Genomic DNA, 23,052 nt, shown 5'->3' with positions numbered 1-23,052 from the left:
CGGATGCCCTCATTTTATAAAACTGATAAATATATTGTTAGTTCCTATGGGAAATAATATATTTGCACGCTATTTAAGAATACCATTTTAAAATAATATAACCAATGCAAAATAAAGGACTTATAAAGCTTTTCGCTTTTTTGTTTGGGCTAGTTAGTATTTATCAGCTATCCTACACTTTTATCACCAATAAAGTAGAAAAGGATGCAACTGTCTTTGCTACGAACAAAATTTCAGAATCTGAAGAAGATTACCTTGAGAAAAGGGAGGCGCTGGAAGCAAAATATTTAGACTCTATAGGAGGTAATTCCATTTTAGGATTTACCACTTATGATGAAGCCAAGAAAAAGGAACTAAATAAAGGTCTGGATTTAAAAGGCGGTATAAATGTTACCCTTCAAATATCTATCAAGGACATTTTAAAAGGTCTTGCCAACAATACAAAGAACCCGGTTTTCAACAAAGCCTTGGCAGATGCCGATAACGCTTCTAAAAGTAGTGATGCAACCTATATAGATTTGTTTTTTGAATCTTTTGATAAGATAAAGGGAGATACCAAATTGGCTTCACCTGATATATTTGCAAATAAAGGTCTTAGTGATGTCATTAATTTTCAAATGACCGATGATCAGGTAAAACCAATCATTAGAACAAAGATCGATGAGTCTATTGTTTCTGCTTTTGAAGTACTTCGTGAGCGTATAGATGGTTTTGGTGTTACTCAGCCCAATATTCAGCGTGAAGGAAATTCTGGTCGTATTTTGGTCGAATTGCCCGGTGCAAGGGATATTGGACGTGCGCAGGATCTATTATCCAGTACCGCTCAATTGGAGTTTTGGGAAACTTATAAGCAAAGTAATCCTAGTTTAAGCTCTTTTATTCAGGCGGCCAATGAAAGATTAAAGACTTTGGTCGAGGTACAGAAACCCGAAGCGGCAGTAAAGCCGGAATCGGAATTGGATTCCTTGTTGTCCGATGTTGCCCAAGATTCATTGGACTTTTCCCAAGATGTTAATCCTTTGTTTAGTTTGTTGATACCAGCAAACCCTAACGGAAATGCATTGGTTAGTGCAGCTATTCAGGATACTGCTAAAATAGGGGAATACCTTAGAATGAAAGAAATCCGTCGTTTAATTCCGGCAGATATACAGTTCGTTAAATTTGTATGGGAACGTCCAACTGAAGGTTCGGAAGTTGTTGAATTATATGCCTTGAAATCAAACAGGGACAATACTCCAAGAATCAGTGGAGATGTTGTTTCCGATGCTTCGGATACTTTTGATCAATATAACAAACCTGCGGTTTCAATGACCATGAATACCAAAGGGGCAAAGGAATGGGAGAAATTAACCGGTGATGCTTTTAATAATCAGACTGGTATAGCCATTGTTTTGGATAATAAGGTATATACTGCTCCTGGAGTTTCTTCAGGACCAATTTCTGGTGGTCGTTCAGAGATTACAGGAACTTTTACCATTAATGAGACCAAGGATATTGCCAACGTCTTAAGAGCTGGTAAATTACCTGCTTCTGCCGAAATCATTCAATCTGAAATTGTAGGACCTTCCTTAGGACAGGAAGCCATCAGCAGTGGATTCTTTTCCTTTATGATTGCAATGGCTATTGTATTGGTATGGATGGTTTTTTACTACGGTAAAGCGGGGATTTTTGCAGATATGGCCCTGCTTCTAAATATCTTGTTGATTTTTGGAGTATTGGTTAGCTTAAATGCGGTATTAACCCTACCGGGAATTGCCGGTATTGTATTGACCATAGGTATGTCGGTCGATGCCAACGTACTTATTTTTGAACGTATCAAGGAGGAATTGGCAAAAGGTAAAGGACAGAGTCAGGCTATTGCAGATGGTTTTGGAAATGCACTTTCCTCTATCTTGGATGCCAACATCACAACTGGTTTAACGGCGCTTATATTATTTGTTTTTGGTTCTGGACCCATTAAAGGTTTTGCCACTACTTTATTAATAGGTATTGTTACCTCATTGTTTACTGCTATATTTATTACTAGACTTTTGGTTGATTGGTATGTTAGCGGAAAAGGAAGAAAATTGGATTTCTCAACTACAATGACCAAGAACCTGTTCAAGAATATCAGTATCGATTTCTTATCCAAGAGAAAGATTGCTTATATAGCTTCTTCTGTTTTGGTGGGTATAGGTCTCTTTTCATTATTTACCCAAGGTTTACAACAAGGTGTCGATTTTGTTGGAGGTCGTTCTTACACGGTAAGATTTGAGAAAATGGTGAATCCATCCGAGATTGCTTCTGAGTTAAATACTGTTTTCGGAAGTGGTACCAATGTTAAAACATATGGAGAGGCCAATCAAATAAAAATTACTACTCCTTATAAAGTGGATGTGGAGGGAATAGAAGTAGATAACGAAATACAAAATAAGCTTTATACTTCCCTTCAGAAATATTTGCCGGATGGTACCAGTTTTGAGAATTTTACCATCGGTAGTGGTGAAAAATCCATAGGAATCCTTCAATCTGTTAAAGTGGGTCCAACCATAGCGGATGATATTAAAAAGAATGCCTTCTTGGCCATTATTGGTTCTTTGGCGGTGGTATTCCTTTATATTCTTTTAAGGTTCCGTAGATGGCAGTTCTCCTTAGGTGCGGTTGCAGCTGTATTCCATGATATATTGATCGTATTGGGCGTGTTCTCCATCTTTGGTAAACTAATGCCTTTTAATATGGAGATTGATCAGGCCTTCATCGCCGCAATATTAACGGTAATCGGTTATTCATTGAATGATACGGTGGTAGTATTCGACCGTATTAGGGAAATTATTGCCGAGAAAGGATGGAAAGCAGGGGAGAATACCAACTTGGCCTTGAACAGTACCTTAAGTAGAACCTTGAATACCTCCATGACTACCTTAGTGGTATTGTTGGCGATATTCATTTTTGGAGGTGAATCCTTAAGAGGATTTATGTTCGCGATGATTATTGGTGTCCTTGTAGGTACCTATTCATCTTTGTTCATTGCAACTCCTGTTATGTTCGATACATTGAAAGGAAAAACACAAATTGGTGAAGAGGAAAAATAAGTGACCTACCAATCACAATATAAAAAAGGCCGCTGTTCAGCGGCCTTTTTTTATATCATTTTTCCAATGGAACCTTCGGGGGACATTTTTAATTCGTAGATATATTTGGGTTCCAATCCGGGTTCTTTCCTATGGGATACAAAAACGATGGCGGTTTTGCTTTCCCTGGCTATTTTATTTACAAGAGATATAAAAAGCATGGCGCTTTCATCATCCAGACCTGCTGTTGGTTCATCCAAAATTAGTAATGGTGGATGTTTTATCATGGCCCTGGCTGTCATGATCATACGTTGTTGGCCCGTTGATAGGTCGGCGAAATAAACATCCCTTAGGTGCCACATATCCAAAATAAGCAACCATTCTTTGGCAAGTGCTCTTTGGTTTTCTGTTGCCAATAAATAGAGTCCAACTGAATCGTTCATCCCAGAAATGACCATGTTCAGGGCGGAATGCAGACCCGAAAACTTGTCGGTCATGGAAGGGGTGTAATATCCAATTCTTTTTTTTATATCCCAAACACTTTCCCCAGTTCCCTTTTGTTGGCCAAAAAGGTAAAGTTCCTGTCCGTATCCTTTATGGTTGTCGCCTGTAATCATGGATAATAACGTTGATTTTCCACTTCCATTTTGTCCTATAAGTTGCCAGAATTCACCTTTTCTTATGGTCCAATTAATATTGTTCAGAATATTTTTATCCCCATAGGCCACGCTTATGTCCCGGCAATCTATTAAAACGGATTCTTCATAATCCGTAGGTATAATGGGCCTTGGTATTCTACCCGAAAAGGAAGAATTTAGTGATGTAGTGCCCTTTTTAACTTCGGTTAAACCATTGGAAATAGGTTTTATTGTGGATTTATCCAAAATCATCCTATGGGTTATAAAAGGTAGTAAATCGGCTTTTCTGCTAATTAGTTGGATAATAAATGCGCTCTTGGAAATAAGATTTAGGGAGGCTTTTAAGTCCTTTTGGGAGTCTTTGTCCAAATTGTCGAAGGGATTGTCCAAAACAATAAAATCTGGCTTTAAATGAAAGATATATTTCAATAGCGCCTTTTTTTGTTCTCCGCTGGACATGGACTTTAAGCTTTGCTGTGCATTCTGATTAATTATCTTGATGCCATGCCTTTCCTCTTCGTCTATATACTCATTTAAGGAAGTTTTGGAAAATAGGGCTCCCTTTAAATCTTTAAGGCCTTCAAATCCTTCTGGAAGTGGCCCCTCCAATAATTTTTTTATGAACTTATCTTTTTGGGAATTGTTATTTATAAATACTGCCCAATGTATTTTGCGATTCATTTTTAATGTCTTTTTGTAAAATTTAAAAGAAAATGATTAATGGTTAGAGTCTTGTTGGTTTACCGAGTTTATTTGTTGAACCAATAAGTGAATTTTAAAGTCAAGGCCCAATTTCTCCCTTCAAATGGTGCTATAAGGTAGTTGTTGCTATACACTAAAAATAAGTCCGAGGCAGGCTTATAGCGCCATTGAAAACGAGAGTTAAGGTTGAGGTTCTTAGATTGTTCATTGTATTGAAACAAAGTGGCAAAGAATAGTTTGTTGGTAAAGGTAACATCAACCTCTGAACCAATTAGCCAAAATTCTGTATTGTTCCACGGCGCTGGTAAGTTGATGTTATTATAACTTAAATTAGTGCTTAAGCTTACAAAGGGTTGAAATCGATAACCCACCTCACTGATAAGACTGGTTCTGTTGCCTCCTGAATAATATCCTCCGAAACGGCCGCCGAGGGAATAGGTAAACATACTTTGGGGTTTAGAAACAAAATCCATAGTATAGGCATTCCAATGATGTTGGGTGCCAATATCCAAGGATTCTTTGCCTGATCTTGTAGGGTCAAAAGGGGATAGTAGTTCCACATATTCATCCGTTACGCCAAGGTTTAATTTGGAACGGTCCCGAAAGTCGAGCAGATACTCAAAAAGGTTTATATTGTCTGTACGCTCCAATTTTTCATTGAAGAAATAGCTGGTACTAAATTTGGGACCATGACTTAAAATGGTGCTTTTCTTTGGAAAAAATAACTGCCCTACGTAAGAGGTTAAATTAACATACCCATTTCGAGGCACAAAACCAACCTCTGCAGTATAGTCGTCTTCTACAGATTCCTCCTGTATTCGCCAATTCCATTTACGACTTTTATACTCCAAATGGGCCGCTTGGGTAATGCCGTTTCCGCTTTTGTTGGGAGCGAACGACTTTAGGAAAAAGGCTTTTCCTGTCCATTGGTTATTGGCGGAAGCTAAATTATATTCCAAACCCACATTCCGATTAAACTTTGGGAAAACGGTTCTCAGGGAATCCGTATCCTGTGGGTAATTAATAGATTCCTTGTTTACAAACATGAGACCAATGCTAGACCTTGCAAAAACTTTTCTTTGTAGTGAGAGTACACCAAAATTCTGACTAGGTAACCCAGTTTCATCTATGCTTGCCGTTTGCATATCCATTAGGCCTAAACGCCATTTTTTATTGAGGTTTCCACTAACTCTGGCACCAGCTCTTATGGGTACCCCCAATCCTATTCTTCTTGAGAAGAAAGGGCGTATGGTGGCATATCCAAAGTTGGCAAACAGATCTCCGTTCTCTAAAAAAAATTGTCTTTTTTCGGGGAAAAAAAGTTCAAATCGGTCTAAATTGGTTACCTGGCGATCTACTTCTACCTGTGAGAAATCTGGATTAACAGTGAGGTCCAAATTCAAGGAAGTACTTAGGCTAAATTTAACATCACCGCCAATTTTTTTATCAGACTGGGTCTCGGTGTTATTTTCCATGTCCTCGCTAATTCCGCCCAAGACATAAGGGATAATGGAAAAATTTGTTTTCGGGGAGGGAGGAGGGGAGTCCCAGACCAAGGTGCCGGTATAGGCTAGGGAGGCTGTGGGGAATTGTCGCGGGATGGGTGTCCAGCTCGATTTCTCTCCTGATTTTAAATCCAACCTGCTAAAATTGATGCCCCATTCCGTAACTCCGTCTTCATATCGAATGGATTTGAATGGGATTGCCATTTCAAATACCCATTTTTCATCATCACTTGTTACTGCCGAAATCCATTTGCTGTCCCAGTTTAAATCTACGCTGCCTCCACCGTACATAGTTCCGTCCCATTGGGCTCCTGCAGCGTTAGATCCAAAGGAGTAGCCAGTAGTCTGATTGTTAAAGGGGTCCATAAACAACAAAAAGTTGTCATTTTTTCCAAAACTAAAATCCCTGCGTAAAGATTCTACATAGTAAGGGCCTTTGGTGGCGTTATAAAAAGTAGCTAAAAGATAAAGGTTGTTTTCGTCATAGGCCATGCGAATTTCAGATGGTTCATTGGCCATTCCGGTATCCATGGGCAATACCATATAGAAGTTTGTTGCCACATCAGTGTCTTGCCAGGCCAAATCATTTCCAATTCCATCTATTTCAATGGGTGCGGTGGTCTTGCGAATATTTAGTCGGAAGGCCTCGTTTTTTTTCTGCGCTGTAGTGGGTAGGGCTAAGGCAAAGATTAGGAAAGTTAAGTATACTCTTTTGGTGGCTGGCAATGGAATGGTCTTTTGTTGGTTGAACTCACTAAATTAGGCATTTTATGAGAATCAAATTCTTAAGGCATAAACTACTTTTTAAGCCAACCTCTAATCTTTCTCGTAGGATATGGAATCCCCAAGTTCCAAGGACCACTTATCGGACATTCCTGCATTTACTTCCAGAACGTACTTTACAGGAACTTTGGACGATAAACTATTTTCGTTAAGGGGTTGTGCATTTTTTTGAAAGCTGGCAATCTTCATTTGATCGTCAACAAAGATTAGGTCCAAAGGGAACTCCGTGTTTTTCATATAAAAATAATGCATGGATACATCATCAAAAACAAATAACATTCCTTGATTAGGTTCCATGGAGCTACGGTACATTAGTCCTGTTTCCCTTTCGTAGTCGGTATCCGCTATCTCAATGTCCAAATTGATAACAAGGGAATCCGACTCCTTTTTTAGAATGCGAAGCTTACCTTCTTTTTTAAAGGTAACGGGAGCTGTTTCTATAACTTTCTTGTTTTCCTCCTTGCAGGACAGCTGGATAATAAAAATAACAACTAAAATTAGATAGATTTTATTATTTCTCATTTTGCAAAGGCTCTGAGTTATTTGTGCATCTTTAATTCTACGGTGTCTACTGCCTTGAGGTTCCTGATTTTGGTCTAAGAATATAATAGAACCCCACCAGAATAAATGGTATGCTCAACCATTGTCCGGTAGATAATAATCCAAGAGACTCCTCAAAACCTCCTTGACTCTTTTTCACGTATTCCACAAAGAAGCGTACAGTCCATAATAAAACCAAGAATACACCAAAAAGATATCCAAGCTTATCCTTTTTATCTGTTTTCCAATAAAGAAAATACAAAATAGCAAAGACGAAAATATAACATAACCCTTCGTATAATTGGGCTGGATGCCTATAGGGTATGGCCTCCAAATACTCTGAGAATCTCGGGTCTTTCTCAATAAGGTTATAGGCGGCATTCACGGTTTTTTCTTTGGTAATGGACAATGCCTTATAGGCGGGCATATCATCGGAATCGCGCACGAACCTAGTGGCTAGGGCGAAAGATTTTTCTACAGGTTTTCCGTTGATCTCGGAATTGAAAAAATTCCCTAATCGAACACAGAAAGCCCCAATGGACACGGGTATAACGATGCGGTCCAAAATCCAGAGTATCTTAAACTCGGGATATTTTCTGGTATAGAGGTACATGCCTATTATAATTCCGATGGCCGCTCCATGACTAGCCAGGCCGGTAAATCCTGTAAACTCATAACCCATTATAAATCCGAAAAGTGTGCTCTCTGCACTTTCCCTTATAGGCAGTAAGATTTCCAACAAGTGGTTCTGGTAATAGGGCCAGTCGTAAAAGATTACATGACCCAATCGTGCACCCAACATGGTAGCTAAAACGGTATATATAAAAAGGGAGTCTAACTGCTCAAGGGATTTTTTTTCTTTCAAAAAAATCTTCTTCATAATATACCAGCCCAATGCGAAGGCAATTATCCAAAGAAGATTGTAATATTTTATTTGTATTACCCCAATTTTAAAAAGTGTATCGGCGGGATTCCAAGTAAAGCCTAAAAAGTACATCTACAATTTTTTAAGGGACTAAGATAAGTAAATACTGGAAAGAAAAGTGGACGGAAATGTTTAAATATGTTAAATAGAAATCAGGTGATGTCTAATTGTGTTATTGTGCAAGTGTTGACGCAGGGATTTAATTTTAAAAACCTAAACTAGAGTCAAGAGTCAAGAGTCAAAGGTCAGGGGGAAGGAACAATAAAATATGAAACCATAAACTAGAAACCGGTGAAAAGGGGAATTAGGGAACTGGGTCGTAACCACTACCTCCCCAAGGGTGACAACTAAAAATTCTTTTTAGGGACAGCCATCCTCCTTTGAACAAACCATGTTTTTGCAGTGCTTCCAAGGTATATTGCGAACAGGTGGGCGAATAGCGACAAGAGGCAGGAGTAAGAGGGGAGATGAAATTCTGATAAAATTTCACCAAAAATATAAAGGGGGCAATTAATATTTTTTTCATCTATTTAAAAATTTTGAATTAATCTGAAGATGAACTTAATAAAAAATATCCGCATAGATGAATCACTTCGTTTTTACATAAAAAAATTAATTATTTCAATCTGTAAGTGAAATATTAATTTAATTTATGATTATTTCAAAAATGCTATTTTTTCAGGATACTACCCTATTTAAGAGAGGCTGAAAGTGGTGCCGTCCTTACCGTCATTTAATTGAATGCCCATCTCTGCCAACTGGTCCCTTATTTTGTCCGATGTAGAAAAATCCTTATTAGCACGCGCTTCATTCCGCAACTGAATTAAAAGTCCAACCACATTGCCTAATTTATCCGAATTCTGTACTGCATTATTTTGATCTTCCAACCCTAATATGTCAAAAACAAAATTGTGCATGGTTTCTTTTAAAAGCTCTTTGTCTTTTTCGGTTATGGTTTCCTTGCCTTCTTTTATTAAGTTGATATGTTTTACGGCTTCAAATAAATTGGCCGTTAGCATCGGGGTGTTAAAATCATCGTTCATGGCATCGTACCCCTTCTGTTTCCATTCCTCCAGGTTAAAGCTGGATGATGAAGCCGTAGGTAGTTTTTCCAAATTGCCAATTGCATCCATTAGTTTTTGATACCCTTTCTCTGATGCCAAAAGTGCCTCATCGCTTAGGTCCAAAATACTGGTATAGTGTGCCTGCATCATGAAAAAGCGTACTGCAGATGGTGTGTATGGTTTGCTGAGTATGTTATTTTCTCCGGAAAACATCTCATTGGGCAAGATGTTGTTGCCGGTAGATTTGGCCATTTTTTTGCCATTCAAGGTCAGCATGTTTGCGTGTAACCAGTATTTTACCGGAGCATGCCCGTTACAAGCCTCAGCTTGGGCAATTTCACATTCATGGTGTGGAAATTTAAGATCCATACCGCCACCATGTATGTCAAAAGTTTCTCCCAGGTATTTGGTGCTCATCGCCGTGCACTCCAAATGCCAGCCGGGAAAACCATCTCCCCAGGGTGAAGGCCAGCGCATGATATGCTGAACTTCCGCCTTTTTCCATAAAGCAAAATCCTGTGGACTCTTTTTTTCGTCTTGTGCAGCCAATTCACGGGTATTGGCGATCATATCTTCCAATTTCCGCCCGCTTAGTTTGCCATACTCATTGGTTTTATTGAATTTTTCAACATCGAAATATACAGAACCATTAATTTCATAAGCATATCCCTTTTCTAGAATATTTTTTATGATTTCAATTTGCTCGATAATATGTCCCGTAGCAGTAGGTTCAATACTGGGTGGTAAAAAATTGAATTTTTGCAGAATGTTATGGAAATCCAAGGTGTATTGTTGTACCACTTCCATGGGTTCCAATTGTTCCAATCGCGCTTTTTTGGCTATTTTATCCTCACCGTCCTCTGCATCATTTTCCAAATGCCCCGCGTCTGTAATATTCCGGACGTAGCGTACCTTGTAACCCAAATGCTTTAAATACCTGAAAATCATGTCGAAAGACATGAAGGTTCGGCAGTTGCCCAAGTGAACATTACTGTAAACGGTAGGTCCGCAGACGTACATGCCTACATGTCCCTCGTTTAACGGTTCAAAATCTTCCTTTTTTCCTGAAAGGGAATTGTAAACTTTTAATTTTTGAGTTTGGTACAAAGGCATTTTTAGGCGGGACGATTAAAATTTAGTATCAATGTTTATATAGTCCAGAAATTCTCGTCTAACGGCCTCGTCTTTAAATTTTCCACCGTATTCGGCTGTTACCGTACTGCTTTCAATATCGCGTATGCCTCGGGAATTTACACATAAATGTTTGGCGTCTATAACACAGGCAACATCTTCCGTACCCAAAACCTTTTGAAGTTCCCGCACAATCTGAATATTAAGTCGCTCCTGTACCTGAGGTCTTTTGGCGTAAAAATCTACGATCCTGTTCATTTTGGACAAGCCTACCACGGTGCCTTTGGAAATGTAGGCTACGTGGGCTTTGCCAACTATAGGTAGCAAATGGTGTTCACAGGTAGAGTAAAGTGTAATGTTTTTTTCAACCAACATTTCACCATACTTGTATTTATTATCGAAGGTGGATGATTTTGGCCGACGTTTTGGATTTAGTCCCCCAAAAATTTCTTGAACGAACATTTTGGCTACCCTATTCGGAGTTCCTTTTAGGCTGTCGTCTTCAAGGTCGAGGCCCAAAGTCAGCATTATTTCGTTTACGCTGCCCCTTATACGAGCTATTTTTTCTTCATCACTTAGCACAAATGCATCCTTACGTAAAGGTGTGTCTTCAGCGGCGGAAACGTGATCGTCTCCTAGCTCTTCAAAATGCTTTTCCAATGCGTTATCGATTTTCATTAAAATATTGCTTTTTAAGGCAGCAAAGATATACATTATATGACACTTTATACCATGTTTGCCTTGTTACACAACATAAATTAGTGTTAAGAGGATTAGGGGGTTACTTTTGAAATTCCCAAATATTGTAGGTATTCATGAACAGGTTGGTTGTCATTTTTGGTGTTATTTGGTATCTAGGTACCGCTTTGGCCACGGCCCAAGTGGCTTCGGATTGTTCAAATGCTGTGCCAATCTGTAATAATACTCCAGTTAATGGAGGTACTAATGGTTTTGGGGCCGACGACTTTAAAGGAGCCGCCAAATCCGGTTGTTTGGAAAAAACACTTTCAGGGGCAATTGAATCAAACGCTGCTTGGTATAGATTTAGGACAGGTGCTTCGGGGCAATTGGGGTTTAATATTGGCTTTGATTCCAGTGAAGATTGGGACTTTGCGCTTTATAAAGCCAGGGATTGCAATTCCCTTGGCGACCCAGTTAGATGTAATTTCTTTGATAATAGGGAGGCCAATAGCTTTATTGGTGTAGGGGAGGACCCCAAAGGAGATGTCAACAATGTGCAATATGAGGAATGGTTGGAGGTTTTGCCGGGTGAGGATTATTATTTATTGGTCAATAACTTTAGTAATATCAATTCAGGATTTTCTATTCAATTCACAGGTCAAATTTTTGTCACCAACCCTTATGATGCATTGGACTGCTCAATAGTAAGTAACCTTTTGGGACCCCCAATTGCGGCTTGTGATAACGAAACCATTGTTTTGGATGCTACTACAGCTGATGTGGTGAGTTATACGTGGTACAAGGATGTTGGAAATGGTTATGCCTTAATTTCGGGAGAGGTTTCTGCTACTCTTACGGTCTTGGATGCTGCCTTTTACAGGGTGGAAGTTATTACCCAATCCCAGAATAATATAATTAGCGATGTTCAGGTTGGTTTTTCTGTAGCACCTACAACATCTCCGGTAAGTGATGAGAACACCTGCCTGGATGCCGAATACTTTAATTTAAGTCAGAAGGACCAAATAGCCTTGGGCGGGCAATCCGAAGAAGAGGTGATTATATCATATCACGCTACTGCCGCTAATGCAGATGCAGGGTTAAATGCACTGCCTTTGGAATACAAATTGATAATAGGTGAACAACAGATTTACATTAGGGCCACCTCTGTGCAGAATCCTAGATGTTATGATGCCTCCCAAGACTTTACATTAACAGTGCATGAACCTTTGGCACCAGAATTTCCTATGGAGGTGTTTCTGTGTGAAGGGGAACTTAGTGCTGTTATAGGAGAGACGTCCCCGGATGTAAACTACGATTACCAATGGAGTACGGGCGAAATAACTTCCAGTATTACAGTTGTTCAGGGTGGGGAATATTCCTTGACAATAAGCGATAAACTAGGTGTTTCTATCTGCGACAATACTTTTGTAATTACCGTCTTTGCCTCCAAGACACCGCATATTAAGGAGGTTATTGTTGACGATTTACAGGAGAGCAATACCATTACGATTATACCCGATAGGGAAGGTGATTTTGAATATCGCTTGGATGACGGGACGTATCAGTCTGAAAATACATTTTATGACGTACTTCCCGGTGCGCATAAAATAACTTTAAACGATTTGAATGGTTGCGGGACTGCCACCGAAAGCATTGTTGTAGTGGGGTTTCCTAAATTTTTCACTCCGAATGGGGATGGAGCCAACGACGTATGGAATGTTGTAGGTATTTCCAGTTTGGAAGAGGCTATGCTCTTTGTATATGACCGATATGGAAAGTTACTTAAACAACTGTCCCAAAATAGTATGGGTTGGGACGGAACCTATAATGGTGTGGCTTTGCCTTCCGGCGATTATTGGTTTAAATTGAGCTATCTGGATCAGAATGGGCAACGCACAATTGCAAAATATGTGAATAATCATTTTTCTTTAAAACGGTAGTGGGAATGGGTTAAAGGCCTCGGCCAAATTGCTTTTTAGTCGCGGTTAAAATTGAATCGGCCTGGGCAGGTAAAACACAGCATCTTTAGATTAGGTACCTGAGAATGTTTCTGGCTTTTAAGTTGAATTAGGGATGGCTCCTATTTTGTGATAAATTATACCCTATTTATACTAAATCTTTTTCATAAGAGTTATTATACTTGACTTAAGTATATTTAGCCCCAATACCTATGCGAACACTTGCCTGTTCTATTTGTCTAATATTTCTGTTTTTCAGCAATATAGGTGCCCAAAATTCACCTGATTGTAGGACTGCGATTCCGGTTTGTGCCGACATACTCCCTATTTTGGGTACGGCAGATGGTGGAGGTATTGATGATTTTGACCCGGACGTGGTTCGCCAAACGGGATGCCTGGAAAAAGGGAGTAATATCTCGGCTAATATAGAGAATAACACCTCATGGTATGTTTTTAGGGCCGGAACAGACGGTCAGATAGGGTTTGATATTGAAGCTTTACCGGTGACAGGCACTACGATTACTGCGGAATGGGATTTTGCAGTATATGGGCCTGACGTGGATTGCCTTGGAATAGGTGCTGGTAATATAGAGCCCATACGTTGTAATTATGAAGCTAATAATACACGCTTTACAGGGATCGGTATTAATCCAGAGAATGGTGATGTTGGAGCTCCTTTTTTAAAACAAAGCCAAAATACTTATGATGAGTGGTTGGATGTAAAGGCGGGAGAAATCTATTATATCCTTATAAATAACTGGAATACTAATTTTGATGATGAACCCGAGTCTTTTGAGTTAACCTTTACAGGTAGTTCTGTAGATGCGGACCAAAATAATGCTTTGGATTGTACTCTAAGGGATGAATTTTTGGGATTGGATATTGTGGCTTGTGAGGATGATGATCCTATTGTTTTGTCTGCACGTAATTCTCCAGCTGGTCCTGATATTGCCAACATTACATGGTTGGTTGATTACGAGGATGATGGTGTTATAGATAATCCAAATCTGGCTTCGGGGCCTACAGAGTTTGAGTATACGGTAACTAGCCCCAATTCAGGTCGATATTTTGTGGAGATTACAACGGCATCAGGAACTCCCCCTACGGTAATTGATGACGGGGGCATTTCAATCACATTTTTCGGAACACCTGTCTTGCAGGAGGTGATTGTCAGAGACGACCTTTCTGATAATAATATTGTAGAAATAGTGGTGGCCAACCCTGATGGAAGTTACGAATACGCATTAAACGGAGGTGAGTTTCAGGATGATTCTGTTTTTAACAATGTTCCGCCGGGTATAAATACGGTAATCATAAACGATAAAAATGGCTGTGGTACTACGGAACCCATAGAATTCTTGGTGGTGGGTTACCCTAAGTTCTTTACGCCCAATGCCGATGGTATTCACGACCGTTGGAACGTATATGGTATTTCGACTTTGATCGACCCCGTAGTTTTTATATTTGATCGATATGGAAAACTGTTGAAACAGATAGATGAAACTACTATTGGGTGGGACGGTACCTTTAATGGGAGGCCTATGCCGTCATCGGACTATTGGTTTAGGATGGACTATTCCCGTGACGAAGATGGTATTATAGTGGCACGATCTATTAGGACCCACTTTACATTGAAGCGATAAACAGATAATTATAAAACAAAAAAAGACGGGACTTACCCGTCTTTTTTTGTTTGTAAATATTGTATTTGTTAGAAATTAAGGGTGTATCCTAAACTTACTACCGAATTCTTGTTGGTAATGCTTGCCGGCGTAGGAAGCCCAACATCATAAAGTTGTTTGTTTATATCTTGCGTGGCGTAGTTGTAGGATAGGTCTAACCTACTTCCTCCGAAATTATAACCAATTCCTCCGGAATAACCATTTAAATCGCCTATGGTTCCTCCATTGGCATACGGACTTTGTTCAAATCTGTATCCTGCCCTTAAGCTAAGCGCTTGAATGCGGTACTCCCCACCTAATCTAAAAGTGGATACAGTACTTAATTTATCTGATATAAAGTTATTTTCCGAGGCAAAACTTGCGTCTGAACCAGGTCTTAATTCGGCCTTGGACATATCTTGATATCCATAGTCGAAACTTATTAATCCATCCTGAGCAAAAATAATGGCTAAACTACCAGTTAGTTTAGCAGGTATTTTTATAGTGTAATCCTCAAAAACGTTAATGATATTAAAATTGATAAATGAAATATCACTATCTGCCAGATCTGAATTTATTCTTTGTGAGGTTTCATCCGATAATCGGTACCAGGTAGGGGATTGATAACTACCACCAATCCTGAAAGTCTCATTTAATTTCCCAATGGCTCCTACGCTAAAGGAGAAACCGCTTCCTTGAGTTCTTAAAAAGTTGTCGAAGGTTATAGTTTGAATTTCCGAATCGGCATCGAAACCTCTTTCTGTCAATTGAGTGAGTTTGTCCAGAAATACACTGTGTATGTTCATGGAGGCTCCCAAATACAAATTGTCTCCATACTGCGAGGCCAGGTTGGCCGTAAACTTGCTGTTATATCCAGAACTGCTCTGTGAGTAATTCTGGTTAACATTACTGTATTTGGCGTTGGAGATGTAATCGGTATTGTTGTCGTCCGAGAAATCTACAGGGTCTATAATTCCACCGTAGTACCCTAAAAACGCCTGTTGGTCCACAAACCCTAAATTAGAACCTATGTCCAGATAGGCTTCCTCAATAAACTCATCATCCTGGATTAAAAGTGGTCCAAATGGCACACCATTGGCTAAATCCAAAAAGTAATTGTCGATACCCTGATTGCTATTGCCAGTAACAAAGAGGTCATCGTCAAAACTTTTAATTAGGTCATAATTAAATGCCAGGGCAACTTTTCTCCAAGGTGTACTGCTATTGGTACTTTTAAAAACGAAAACCCCGCCTATTTGGTTAAGGTCTACAGAATTTAATGAGGTGCTGGAGCCGCTATTGAAATAAGCGGCATCATTTTTAACGTTGTAATTTGAACCTGTTAAGGATAGCAGGCTGTTATTGAAAACAGCAGAACCTGCCGGATTTATATTTAAGGATGATAAATCCCCACCCAATGCGCCAAAGGCACCATTTAATCCTTGGAAACGAGCGGTTCCGTAAGAACTCTCCCCGCTCAACCTTAAAACATCATTAATGTTCTGGGCACTGGCGAAGGCACATACCAATAGTAGAATGAAAGTGTAGTTCCTTTTCATTTTATTTATTTTAGAAAGTTTTTATTGAAATTAGGGCCATATTGTCTAGTTTCGTCTACCGCTACTTCTACTGCTTGAAGATGACGACGATCTTGAAGAAGAACTGCTAGAACTTCTTACGCTACCGCTGGAACTTCTGGAGCTGCTGGAGCTTCTTACGTTACCACTGGACGATCTTGATGGAGTACTACTAGAATTACTTCTGTAAGTTCCACTTGATGAACGTGTTGGGCTAGAACTTCTGTAGGTTCCGCTGGACGATCTTGAAGGTGTGCTCCCGGAACTTCTATAAGTAGAAGTCCTTGGGGCGGTACCTTTATAGGTGCTCCTGTTAGGCGTACCGCTTTTATAGGTCTGATTACTTCTAGCGCTACTATTGTAATTAGGAACTGTCCTAGTACTTCTACTGGTACGATAAGATCTATTTCTTTCCAAGGCATCTACCCCTACATTGCTCCTGGAGGTGGAGCCATTTCTGTTGATATTGCTCCTCGAAGTTGTGCTTCTATATCTGTCCGAACTAGTTCGGTTTGCTGAGCTTATATTAGATCTACCTCTTAGGGCAGTGCTTCTTAAATTGGAATTGGAGTTGTATACGCCCCTTCTGCTGGCATTATAAGCATAACTTCTGTTGTAGTAATTATTGCCATATCTATTTCGTGAATAGTAATAAGGATAGTGGCGATAAGGGTTATAATAATAAGGAGAGTAGTAATATGGGCTATAAAATCCACCCCAACCATATGAATAACCGTATCCGCCCCAGCCCCAGTTATTCCATCCATATCCATAACCGTTCCATCTCCAAGGGTTGTGGTATCCGTAATAGCCACCATAGTAGCCTCCGTAAAAACCACTGTATCCCCATCCATATGGTGAACCGCCCCAGCCCCAGTTGTCATGAATGTTTATATTTACAGTTGTTGCGTTGTCTCCCCAAGAACCATATCCGTTATAATCATTATAGTTACCATTGTAGCCCAAGTCCTGGTTATTGTTAAGGCTGTCGTTTTGAACATCGCTATAATATCCATCAACATCGGTGAATACCTCGCTGTCCAAAATTTCCCCGTACTCATCGGCTTTTTGGCCAAAATAATCTCCATAGGTATTTTGTTTAGGGGTAACTTGCTGCGTTCTTGGCTGATTGTTAACACGAACCTGCTCTGTTCTGTTGGTATAAATGCCATCATTATCGTAATATGAGGCTTGTTGGTAAGATCCGCAAGATGCCAATACTATACTAAGGAGTACAACAGTAGCTGCTATATGTATTCTTCGGTGGGGTAGAGAATGTATCATCGCTGTAAATTTAATTGTTGAACATTGTAAAAATAGTTAGTTTTGCCGAACTATTTCATTTAAATATAAGGTCGCAAGTTTTGTGCCAAACTTACTAGTATGGGTAAAAATTTAACGAAAAGAGCAGAGGATTATTCCAAATGGTATAATGAACTTGTTGTAAAAGCGGATTTGGCTGAAAATTCGGGAGTTAGGGGTTGTATGGTCATTAAACCCTATGGTTATGCCATTTGGGAAAAGATGCAGGCCCAACTGGATATAATGTTCAAGGAAACGGGTCATGAGAATGCCTATTTTCCATTGTTTATACCCAAGTCCTATTTGAGCAAAGAGGCAAGTCATGTGGAAGGTTTTGCAAAGGAGTGTGCCGTAGTTACCCACTATAGATTAAAGAATGCCGAGGATGGGAGTGGAATTATTGTAGACCCTGATGCCAAGTTGGAGGAAGAGCTTATTGTAAGGCCAACATCGGAAACCATTATATGGGATACCTATAGAAGATGGATCCAATCATATCGCGATCTACCTCTTTTAATCAATCAATGGGCCAATGTGGTGCGTTGGGAAATGCGTACACGTCTTTTCTTGCGAACGGCAGAATTTTTGTGGCAAGAGGGGCATACCGCTCATGCCACGGAAAAGGAAGCTATAGCCGAAGCAGAACAAATGATGAACATATATGCGGAATTTGTGGAGGATTACATGGCAGTGCCCGTTATAAAAGGAACCAAAACGGCCAGTGAACGTTTTGCCGGAGCTTTGGAGACCTATTGTATTGAAGCTTTAATGCAGGATGGTAAGGCGTTACAGGCAGGTACTTCCCATTTCTTGGGCCAAAATTTTGCAAAAGCTTTTGATGTAAAGTTTGCGACTAAAGAAGGGGTGCAGGAATATGTATGGGCAACCTCATGGGGAGTTTCCACAAGATTGATGGGGGCATTGATCATGACCCATAGTGATGATAACGGACTGGTTTTGCCTCCAAAACTAGCTCCAATACAAGTGGTAATTGTTCCTATATATAAAGGAGAAGATCAATTGGATGCCATTTCAGAAAGAGTGGCTCCTTTGGTAAAGGAATTGAGGTCTAAAGGAATCTCAGTGAAATATGACAATAGGGATACCCATAAACCTGGATTTAAGTTTAATGAGTACGAACTGAAAGGAGTGCCAGTTCGGTTGGCCATTGGGCAACGGGATATGGATAATGGCACTTTTGAGGTGGCAAGAAGGGATACTTTTGAAAAAGAAACCGTAAAGGCCGATGAGGTAGTGGCTAAAATTGAATTTTTGATGGAGGATATTCAGACAAATATTCATAATAAGGCCTTGGAACATAGAAGAACTCACATTACCGAGGTGAATTCTTATGAGGAATTTAAGGAAGTGTTGGAAAATAAAGGTGGATTCTTGTCGGCTCATTGGGATGGAACTCCGGAAACGGAAGAATTGATCAAAGAGCAAACAAAAGCTACTATTCGCTGCATTCCTATTGATGTTAAAAAGGAGGCAGGTGTCTGTATGGTAACAGGAAAACCATCCTCAAATAGAGTGCTTTTTGCCAAGGCGTATTAAAAGATTTTAAAAAATTTTATTTAGGTCTTGCGATAGTAAAAAATATTTGTATTTTTGCATCCGCAATTATGCGATTTAATGGTCCGTTCGTCTAGGGGTTAGGACGCCAGGTTTTCATCCTGGTAACAGGGGTTCGATTCCCCTACGGACTACTAAGGTTATTTTGAAATTTTGGTGTGTTGATTTCGACCTTAAAATTGTGTCAATACGTAAAGCCAAAAAATGGTCCGTTCGTCTAGGGGTTAGGACGCCAGGTTTTCATCCTGGTAACAGGGGTTCGATTCCCCTACGGACTACACAGTAGATTTCGGGGTTTATCCCACTAAAAAATTAATTAAATAGAAAATGGCAAATCATAAGTCAGCATTAAAGAGAATTAGAAGGAACGAAGCAGTGAGGTTACGTAACAGGTATCAGCATAAAACAACCCGTAACGCGATCAGAAGATTGCGTACAGAGGAAGATAAGAAAGCTGCCGAAACTTTGTTGCCAAGTGTGGTAAGTATGATCGATAGATTGGCTAAGCGCAATATTATCCATTCCAATAAAGCTGCAAACTTAAAAGGCAAGTTGACTAAGCAAGTAGCTGCACTATAAGTTTTATAATTTATAATATGGAACGCCCTTCGTAAGAATGGGCGTTTTTTTGTTTTTTGATATCCCCCATATTTCTCGTATTACAAAAGTGTTTTATATAGGATAAATTATGGGGGATATCAATTTGGGTTAAGATATTTAATGAAATTATCAAGATACCGTAAGCTTAGAGATATGCTTCTGAAAACCGTAGGTAATTCAATGAAATCATATTATATTCGGATTTAATTTTTTTTAATCCAATCGAATTGAAACAGAAAGTAATAGGAAAACTAGGCTTTACACAAAAATTAGGGTTTATTTTATTCATGATTCTCTTAGGCTGTAAGTCGCAACAGGAAAAAGTACCATATAGTCACTCCCATGAAACTGGGCACTTTCATTCCCATACACATAGCCACTATCCGGAACATGATTCCATAACGGCCCATAAATTAATGTTTCCTTCCAGGGTACCGGACAGGGTAATCGCCAATTTAACTACGGATCCAGCTCATAGCATGGCCGTGAATTGGAGAACGGATCAAAAGGTGGAAGCTGGATTTGTTGAAATTGCCGTGGCGACCGATGGACCAGAGTTTTTGTTGAAAGATGTAAGACGAGTGGAGGCGAAAAGTGAAATTTTTCAAAATCAGAACAGAAAGGAGCCCATTGTAAAAGCGGTATATCATTCAGCGGTAGTGAATAATCTACAGCCAAAAACTACCTATGTCTATAGGGTAGGCAACGGAAAGGAAGGCAACGATGGTTGGAGTGAATGGTTTCAATATACCACAGCCAGTGACACTTCGGGAGATCCTTTTAGTTTTATTTATTTTGGGGATGCCCAAAATAATGTGAAATCGCTCTGGTCCAGGGTAATACGAAATTCTTACCGAAAATTTCCAGAAGTGAATTTTATGTTGCACGCTGGTGATCTAATAAATGACAGGGATGCCAATCTGGAATGGGGCGAATGGTTTTATGCGGGTAGCTTTATTCATGCCACGGTGCCTAGTGTTATGACGCCGGGTAATCATGAATATAGGGATGGTGTATTAACCTCTTTGTGGAAACCACAATTCACTTTGCCCGAAAATGGACCAATTGAGGAATTAAAAGAAACGTGTTTTGCAATTGATTATCAAGACATGAAATTGATTTCTATCGATAGTGAAGGTTATGATGAAAGTTTGGAAGCCCGTTCGGCACAGATAAAATGGCTAGATTCCGTATTGCAATCAAACACTAAGAAATGGATAACGATTTTTACGCATTATCCTGTTTATTCTACCAAAGAAGGGCGAGACAATTGGGAGCTGAGAGAAGGTATAAAACCCTTGATCGATAAATATAAAGTGGATTTGGTTTTGCAGGGGCATGACCATACCTATGCCAGAGGTTATGCTGATAATGAAGGTAAAGGGTTAACAGTGTTGGATGATGCAGGTACTGTTTATGCAGTTTCAGTAAGTGGCCCTAAAATGTACGAATCCCAGGACCAGGATTGGATGGTGCGAAGGGGGGAATACACCCAATTGTTTCAAATAATTACCGTTACCAAAGATACCATTAAATATGAGGCTTATACGCCTATAGGTAACTTGTATGATGCCTTCGATCTTATTAAGATAGACGGAAAAAAACAGCTGATCAATAGGGTGCCCCCAAGCGCTATTCGATTAAAAAAGGACTTTGTGGAAGAGGATAAGAAGTAATTTCGGTTACTAGGGTAATATTGGTCTTAAAGCAACTCTATTGTTATCGCGTCAGCATTTCTTGGGGTTAGAATCCAGTGTATTATGACTTTGGATAAATTGGATAAAATAAAAAACTCTATTGACTTTTCTTCAGGCAAATAAAATCTAATTAAATCTTTGGGAGCGATATTCTGTTGGGGTTATCCCTTTTATTTCTTTAAATTTTCTATTGAAGTTGGCTATGGTTCCAAATCCGCATTGTTCTGAAATATGGGAAATGGAAAGGTCCGGGTCGTTGTAAATTAGTTTACAGGCATTTTCGATACGAATTTCAATTAAAAACTGAAAAAAGGTTTTGTTGGTCCGCTTCTTGAAATATCTACAAAACGAATTTTTGTTCATATGGGCCTTATCTGCAATTTCTTCCAATGTAATAGGTTCATGAAACATTTCCATAGCAAATTTAAAAACATCGTTCATCCGTTTTCCTTCATCGTCAGTATATTTCTTTTTGTAAACGAAGGAAGAAAGTGGAGTGGTTTCGGCGGCACTTATTAAACTAATTATTTTTAAAAGCGTAGCTATCCTATCTATCTTATTTTGATTGTTTAGTTTCTTAAATTGTTTAGTGATTTTCTTTTTATTGGAAAGTACCTTCATGCCGTTTTCTGAAGCTTTAAAAAAATCCTTGGCTTCGGCCATATCCGTCAATTCGAAAAAATGTTTTCCAAAAGAACTTTTGTTAAAAAATAAGGAATACATGATGGATTCATCACTTTTGTTTGAATCACTTTTAAAGACATGGGGAACGTATCCTCCGATTACTAAAATATCGTTCTCTTTATATTCGTTTATGGTGTCGGCTACTACAAAAGATCCCGCCCCTTTAACGATAAGGCTTATTTGTATTTCTTGATGTTGATGTAATTGGCCATAAAATATCCTTTCCCGATCTTCTTGGTAGATGAGCGCTTCGTTTTTTGGTTTGGGTATTTTAAAGGGCAGTACTTTCAAGACTTGTTTTTTGCAAATATTGATATAAATTTTTACATGTATTGGTATTGGGGGTAATATAGTATAATACTATGTTATTCGGGAATAAATTTAATATCTAAAAATATAAAGAGCTGTAAAAAAATAATCCCCATCAAATATTATAAATTCAACAATTGTTATTGGGTATGTCAATAGAGATTCATGGGAACAGTGAATTGGTCTCGATGGTATTTGTTCCTGCAGATGCTTAGAGCTCCGTCTTGTAAATAAGAAACCACGTCTAAAAAAAAACGTGGTTTCTTGCTTGTGGTGACCTCGACTGGATTACCTTCGGTTTTCCATTGAGCTCCGTTTTGCAAATAAGAAACCGCGCAGCTATTGCTGGCGGATCTTTTTTTATTCCAAAATTCTGAGCAAGCTCAATTTTTCCAAAAAAAAAGAACCACGTCTAAAAAAACGTGGTTTCTTGCTTGTGGTGACCTCGACTGGATTACCTTCGGTTTCCATTGAGCTCCGTTTTGCAAATAAGAAACCGCGCAGCTATTGCTGGCGGATCTTTTTTTATTCCAAAATTCTGAGGGATCAATCTCAAAAGTTGGGTCTAAAGAGAAAAATAATTTTCTTTGTGCTTTAAATTACATTGATGAATAAAGGCACTGAGTTATCCTTGTTAAGTTTAATATTACCAGAAGGAATATTAGAGTAT

Annotated in this window: 16 protein-coding genes and 2 tRNA genes; 8 read left to right on the top strand and 10 right to left on the bottom strand. The window is 39.2% G+C overall.

The window, feature by feature from the left end; all coding sequences use genetic code 11:
- The first annotated feature begins 104 nt into the window (after nucleotides 1-104).
- Nucleotides 105-3,071: a protein translocase subunit SecDF gene (secDF, locus tag H4O18_RS03235; protein WP_187581680.1), complete on the top strand. Its 2,967-nt coding sequence runs from the start codon at nucleotides 105-107 to the stop codon at nucleotides 3,069-3,071.
- A 50-nt stretch (nucleotides 3,072-3,121) separates the two neighbouring features.
- Here secDF and H4O18_RS03230 read toward each other — a convergent pair whose 3' ends face one another.
- The 7 genes from H4O18_RS03230 to folE all read right to left on the bottom strand — a co-directional run bounded on the left by H4O18_RS03230 (nucleotide 3,122) and on the right by folE (nucleotide 11,016).
- A complete protein-coding gene (locus tag H4O18_RS03230; RefSeq protein ID WP_187581679.1) occupies nucleotides 3,122-4,369 on the bottom strand; it encodes an ATP-binding cassette domain-containing protein in 1,248 nt (415 codons plus the stop codon).
- A gap of 68 nt (nucleotides 4,370-4,437) precedes the next feature.
- A complete protein-coding gene (locus H4O18_RS03225) occupies nucleotides 4,438-6,621 on the bottom strand; it encodes a DUF5916 domain-containing protein (RefSeq protein WP_187581678.1) in 2,184 nt (727 codons plus the stop codon).
- A gap of 90 nt (nucleotides 6,622-6,711) precedes the next feature.
- Nucleotides 6,712-7,200, bottom strand: a complete 489-nt coding sequence (locus H4O18_RS03220; protein ID WP_187581677.1) for a DUF192 domain-containing protein — start codon at nucleotides 7,198-7,200, stop codon at nucleotides 6,712-6,714.
- A gap of 46 nt (nucleotides 7,201-7,246) precedes the next feature.
- Nucleotides 7,247-8,215 carry a prolipoprotein diacylglyceryl transferase gene (lgt, locus tag H4O18_RS03215; protein ID WP_187581676.1) on the bottom strand — a complete coding sequence of 323 codons (969 nt, stop codon included), beginning with the start codon at nucleotides 8,213-8,215 and terminating at the stop codon, nucleotides 7,247-7,249.
- A gap of 232 nt (nucleotides 8,216-8,447) precedes the next feature.
- Nucleotides 8,448-8,669 (bottom strand): membrane protein insertion efficiency factor YidD, encoded by a 222-nt coding sequence (gene yidD, locus H4O18_RS03210; RefSeq protein ID WP_187581675.1) that lies wholly within the window; start codon nucleotides 8,667-8,669, stop codon nucleotides 8,448-8,450.
- 169 nt (nucleotides 8,670-8,838) lie between these two features.
- Nucleotides 8,839-10,320, bottom strand: a complete 1,482-nt coding sequence (gene cysS / locus H4O18_RS03205; RefSeq protein ID WP_187581674.1) for a cysteine--tRNA ligase — start codon at nucleotides 10,318-10,320, stop codon at nucleotides 8,839-8,841.
- A 15-nt stretch (nucleotides 10,321-10,335) separates the two neighbouring features.
- Nucleotides 10,336-11,016, bottom strand: coding sequence for a GTP cyclohydrolase I FolE (gene folE, locus H4O18_RS03200; protein ID WP_187581673.1), 681 nt, complete (start codon nucleotides 11,014-11,016; stop codon nucleotides 10,336-10,338).
- 137 nt (nucleotides 11,017-11,153) lie between these two features.
- On the opposite strand from folE, the gene H4O18_RS03195 reads away from it, so the two are divergent.
- On the top strand, nucleotides 11,154-12,959 hold the full coding sequence (locus H4O18_RS03195) for a T9SS type B sorting domain-containing protein (RefSeq protein WP_187581672.1): 1,806 nt from the start codon (nucleotides 11,154-11,156) through the stop codon (nucleotides 12,957-12,959).
- Between the two features lie 230 nt (nucleotides 12,960-13,189).
- On the top strand, nucleotides 13,190-14,620 hold the full coding sequence (locus H4O18_RS03190; RefSeq protein ID WP_187581671.1) for a T9SS type B sorting domain-containing protein: 1,431 nt from the start codon (nucleotides 13,190-13,192) through the stop codon (nucleotides 14,618-14,620).
- Nucleotides 14,621-14,688: 68 nt separating this feature from the next.
- On the opposite strand, the gene H4O18_RS03185 is transcribed toward H4O18_RS03190, so the two are convergent.
- Both H4O18_RS03185 and H4O18_RS03180 read right to left on the bottom strand, forming a co-directional pair.
- On the bottom strand, nucleotides 14,689-16,197 hold the full coding sequence (locus tag H4O18_RS03185; protein WP_187581670.1) for an OmpP1/FadL family transporter: 1,509 nt from the start codon (nucleotides 16,195-16,197) through the stop codon (nucleotides 14,689-14,691).
- Nucleotides 16,198-16,242: 45 nt separating this feature from the next.
- The gene (locus H4O18_RS03180) at nucleotides 16,243-17,499 is read right to left on the bottom strand and encodes a hypothetical protein (RefSeq protein ID WP_187581669.1); all 1,257 of its coding nucleotides are present in this window, start codon (nucleotides 17,497-17,499) and stop codon (nucleotides 16,243-16,245) included.
- Between the two features lie 99 nt (nucleotides 17,500-17,598).
- Between H4O18_RS03180 and proS the strand changes: the two genes are divergently transcribed.
- From proS to H4O18_RS03155, 5 genes are all read left to right on the top strand, one after another.
- Entirely contained in the window at nucleotides 17,599-19,074 is a 1,476-nt protein-coding gene (gene proS, locus H4O18_RS03175) for a proline--tRNA ligase (protein WP_187581668.1), read from the top strand.
- Between the two features lie 80 nt (nucleotides 19,075-19,154).
- Nucleotides 19,155-19,226, top strand: a tRNA-Glu gene (locus H4O18_RS03170).
- Nucleotides 19,227-19,298: 72 nt separating this feature from the next.
- Nucleotides 19,299-19,370: transfer RNA gene (locus H4O18_RS03165), tRNA-Glu, on the top strand.
- A 49-nt stretch (nucleotides 19,371-19,419) separates the two neighbouring features.
- The gene (rpsT, locus tag H4O18_RS03160) at nucleotides 19,420-19,671 is read left to right on the top strand and encodes a 30S ribosomal protein S20 (protein ID WP_187581667.1); all 252 of its coding nucleotides are present in this window, start codon (nucleotides 19,420-19,422) and stop codon (nucleotides 19,669-19,671) included.
- 248 nt (nucleotides 19,672-19,919) lie between these two features.
- Nucleotides 19,920-21,368, top strand: coding sequence for a purple acid phosphatase family protein (locus tag H4O18_RS03155; RefSeq protein ID WP_246473950.1), 1,449 nt, complete (start codon nucleotides 19,920-19,922; stop codon nucleotides 21,366-21,368).
- 147 nt (nucleotides 21,369-21,515) lie between these two features.
- Here H4O18_RS03155 and H4O18_RS03150 read toward each other — a convergent pair whose 3' ends face one another.
- Nucleotides 21,516-22,364 (bottom strand): AraC family transcriptional regulator, encoded by an 849-nt coding sequence (locus H4O18_RS03150; RefSeq protein ID WP_187581666.1) that lies wholly within the window; start codon nucleotides 22,362-22,364, stop codon nucleotides 21,516-21,518.
- Nucleotides 22,365-23,052 lie beyond the last annotated feature (688 nt).

It is taken from the genome of Arenibacter arenosicollis, from assembly GCF_014397245.1.
GTDB classification, from domain to species: domain Bacteria; phylum Bacteroidota; class Bacteroidia; order Flavobacteriales; family Flavobacteriaceae; genus Arenibacter; species Arenibacter arenosicollis.
The sequence above is the reverse complement of the archived record's forward strand: the minus strand, read 5'-3'. Positions and strand labels throughout refer to the sequence as shown.

Coding starts and splice junctions, on each gene's coding strand:
- cysS (WP_187581674.1), bottom strand. CDS start 10,320: ATGCCTTTGTACCAAACTCAAAAATTAAAAGTTTACAATTCCCTTTCA.
- H4O18_RS03220 (WP_187581677.1), bottom strand. CDS start 7,200: ATGAGAAATAATAAAATCTATCTAATTTTAGTTGTTATTTTTATTATC.
- H4O18_RS03185 (WP_187581670.1), bottom strand. CDS start 16,197: ATGAAAAGGAACTACACTTTCATTCTACTATTGGTATGTGCCTTCGCC.
- H4O18_RS03180 (WP_187581669.1), bottom strand. CDS start 17,499: ATGATACATTCTCTACCCCACCGAAGAATACATATAGCAGCTACTGTT.
- H4O18_RS03195 (WP_187581672.1), top strand. CDS start 11,154: ATGAACAGGTTGGTTGTCATTTTTGGTGTTATTTGGTATCTAGGTACC.
- yidD (WP_187581675.1), bottom strand. CDS start 8,669: ATGAAAAAAATATTAATTGCCCCCTTTATATTTTTGGTGAAATTTTAT.
- secDF (WP_187581680.1), top strand. CDS start 105: ATGCAAAATAAAGGACTTATAAAGCTTTTCGCTTTTTTGTTTGGGCTA.
- proS (WP_187581668.1), top strand. CDS start 17,599: ATGGGTAAAAATTTAACGAAAAGAGCAGAGGATTATTCCAAATGGTAT.
- folE (WP_187581673.1), bottom strand. CDS start 11,016: ATGAAAATCGATAACGCATTGGAAAAGCATTTTGAAGAGCTAGGAGAC.
- rpsT (WP_187581667.1), top strand. CDS start 19,420: ATGGCAAATCATAAGTCAGCATTAAAGAGAATTAGAAGGAACGAAGCA.
- lgt (WP_187581676.1), bottom strand. CDS start 8,215: ATGTACTTTTTAGGCTTTACTTGGAATCCCGCCGATACACTTTTTAAA.
- H4O18_RS03190 (WP_187581671.1), top strand. CDS start 13,190: ATGCGAACACTTGCCTGTTCTATTTGTCTAATATTTCTGTTTTTCAGC.
- H4O18_RS03230 (WP_187581679.1), bottom strand. CDS start 4,369: ATGAATCGCAAAATACATTGGGCAGTATTTATAAATAACAATTCCCAA.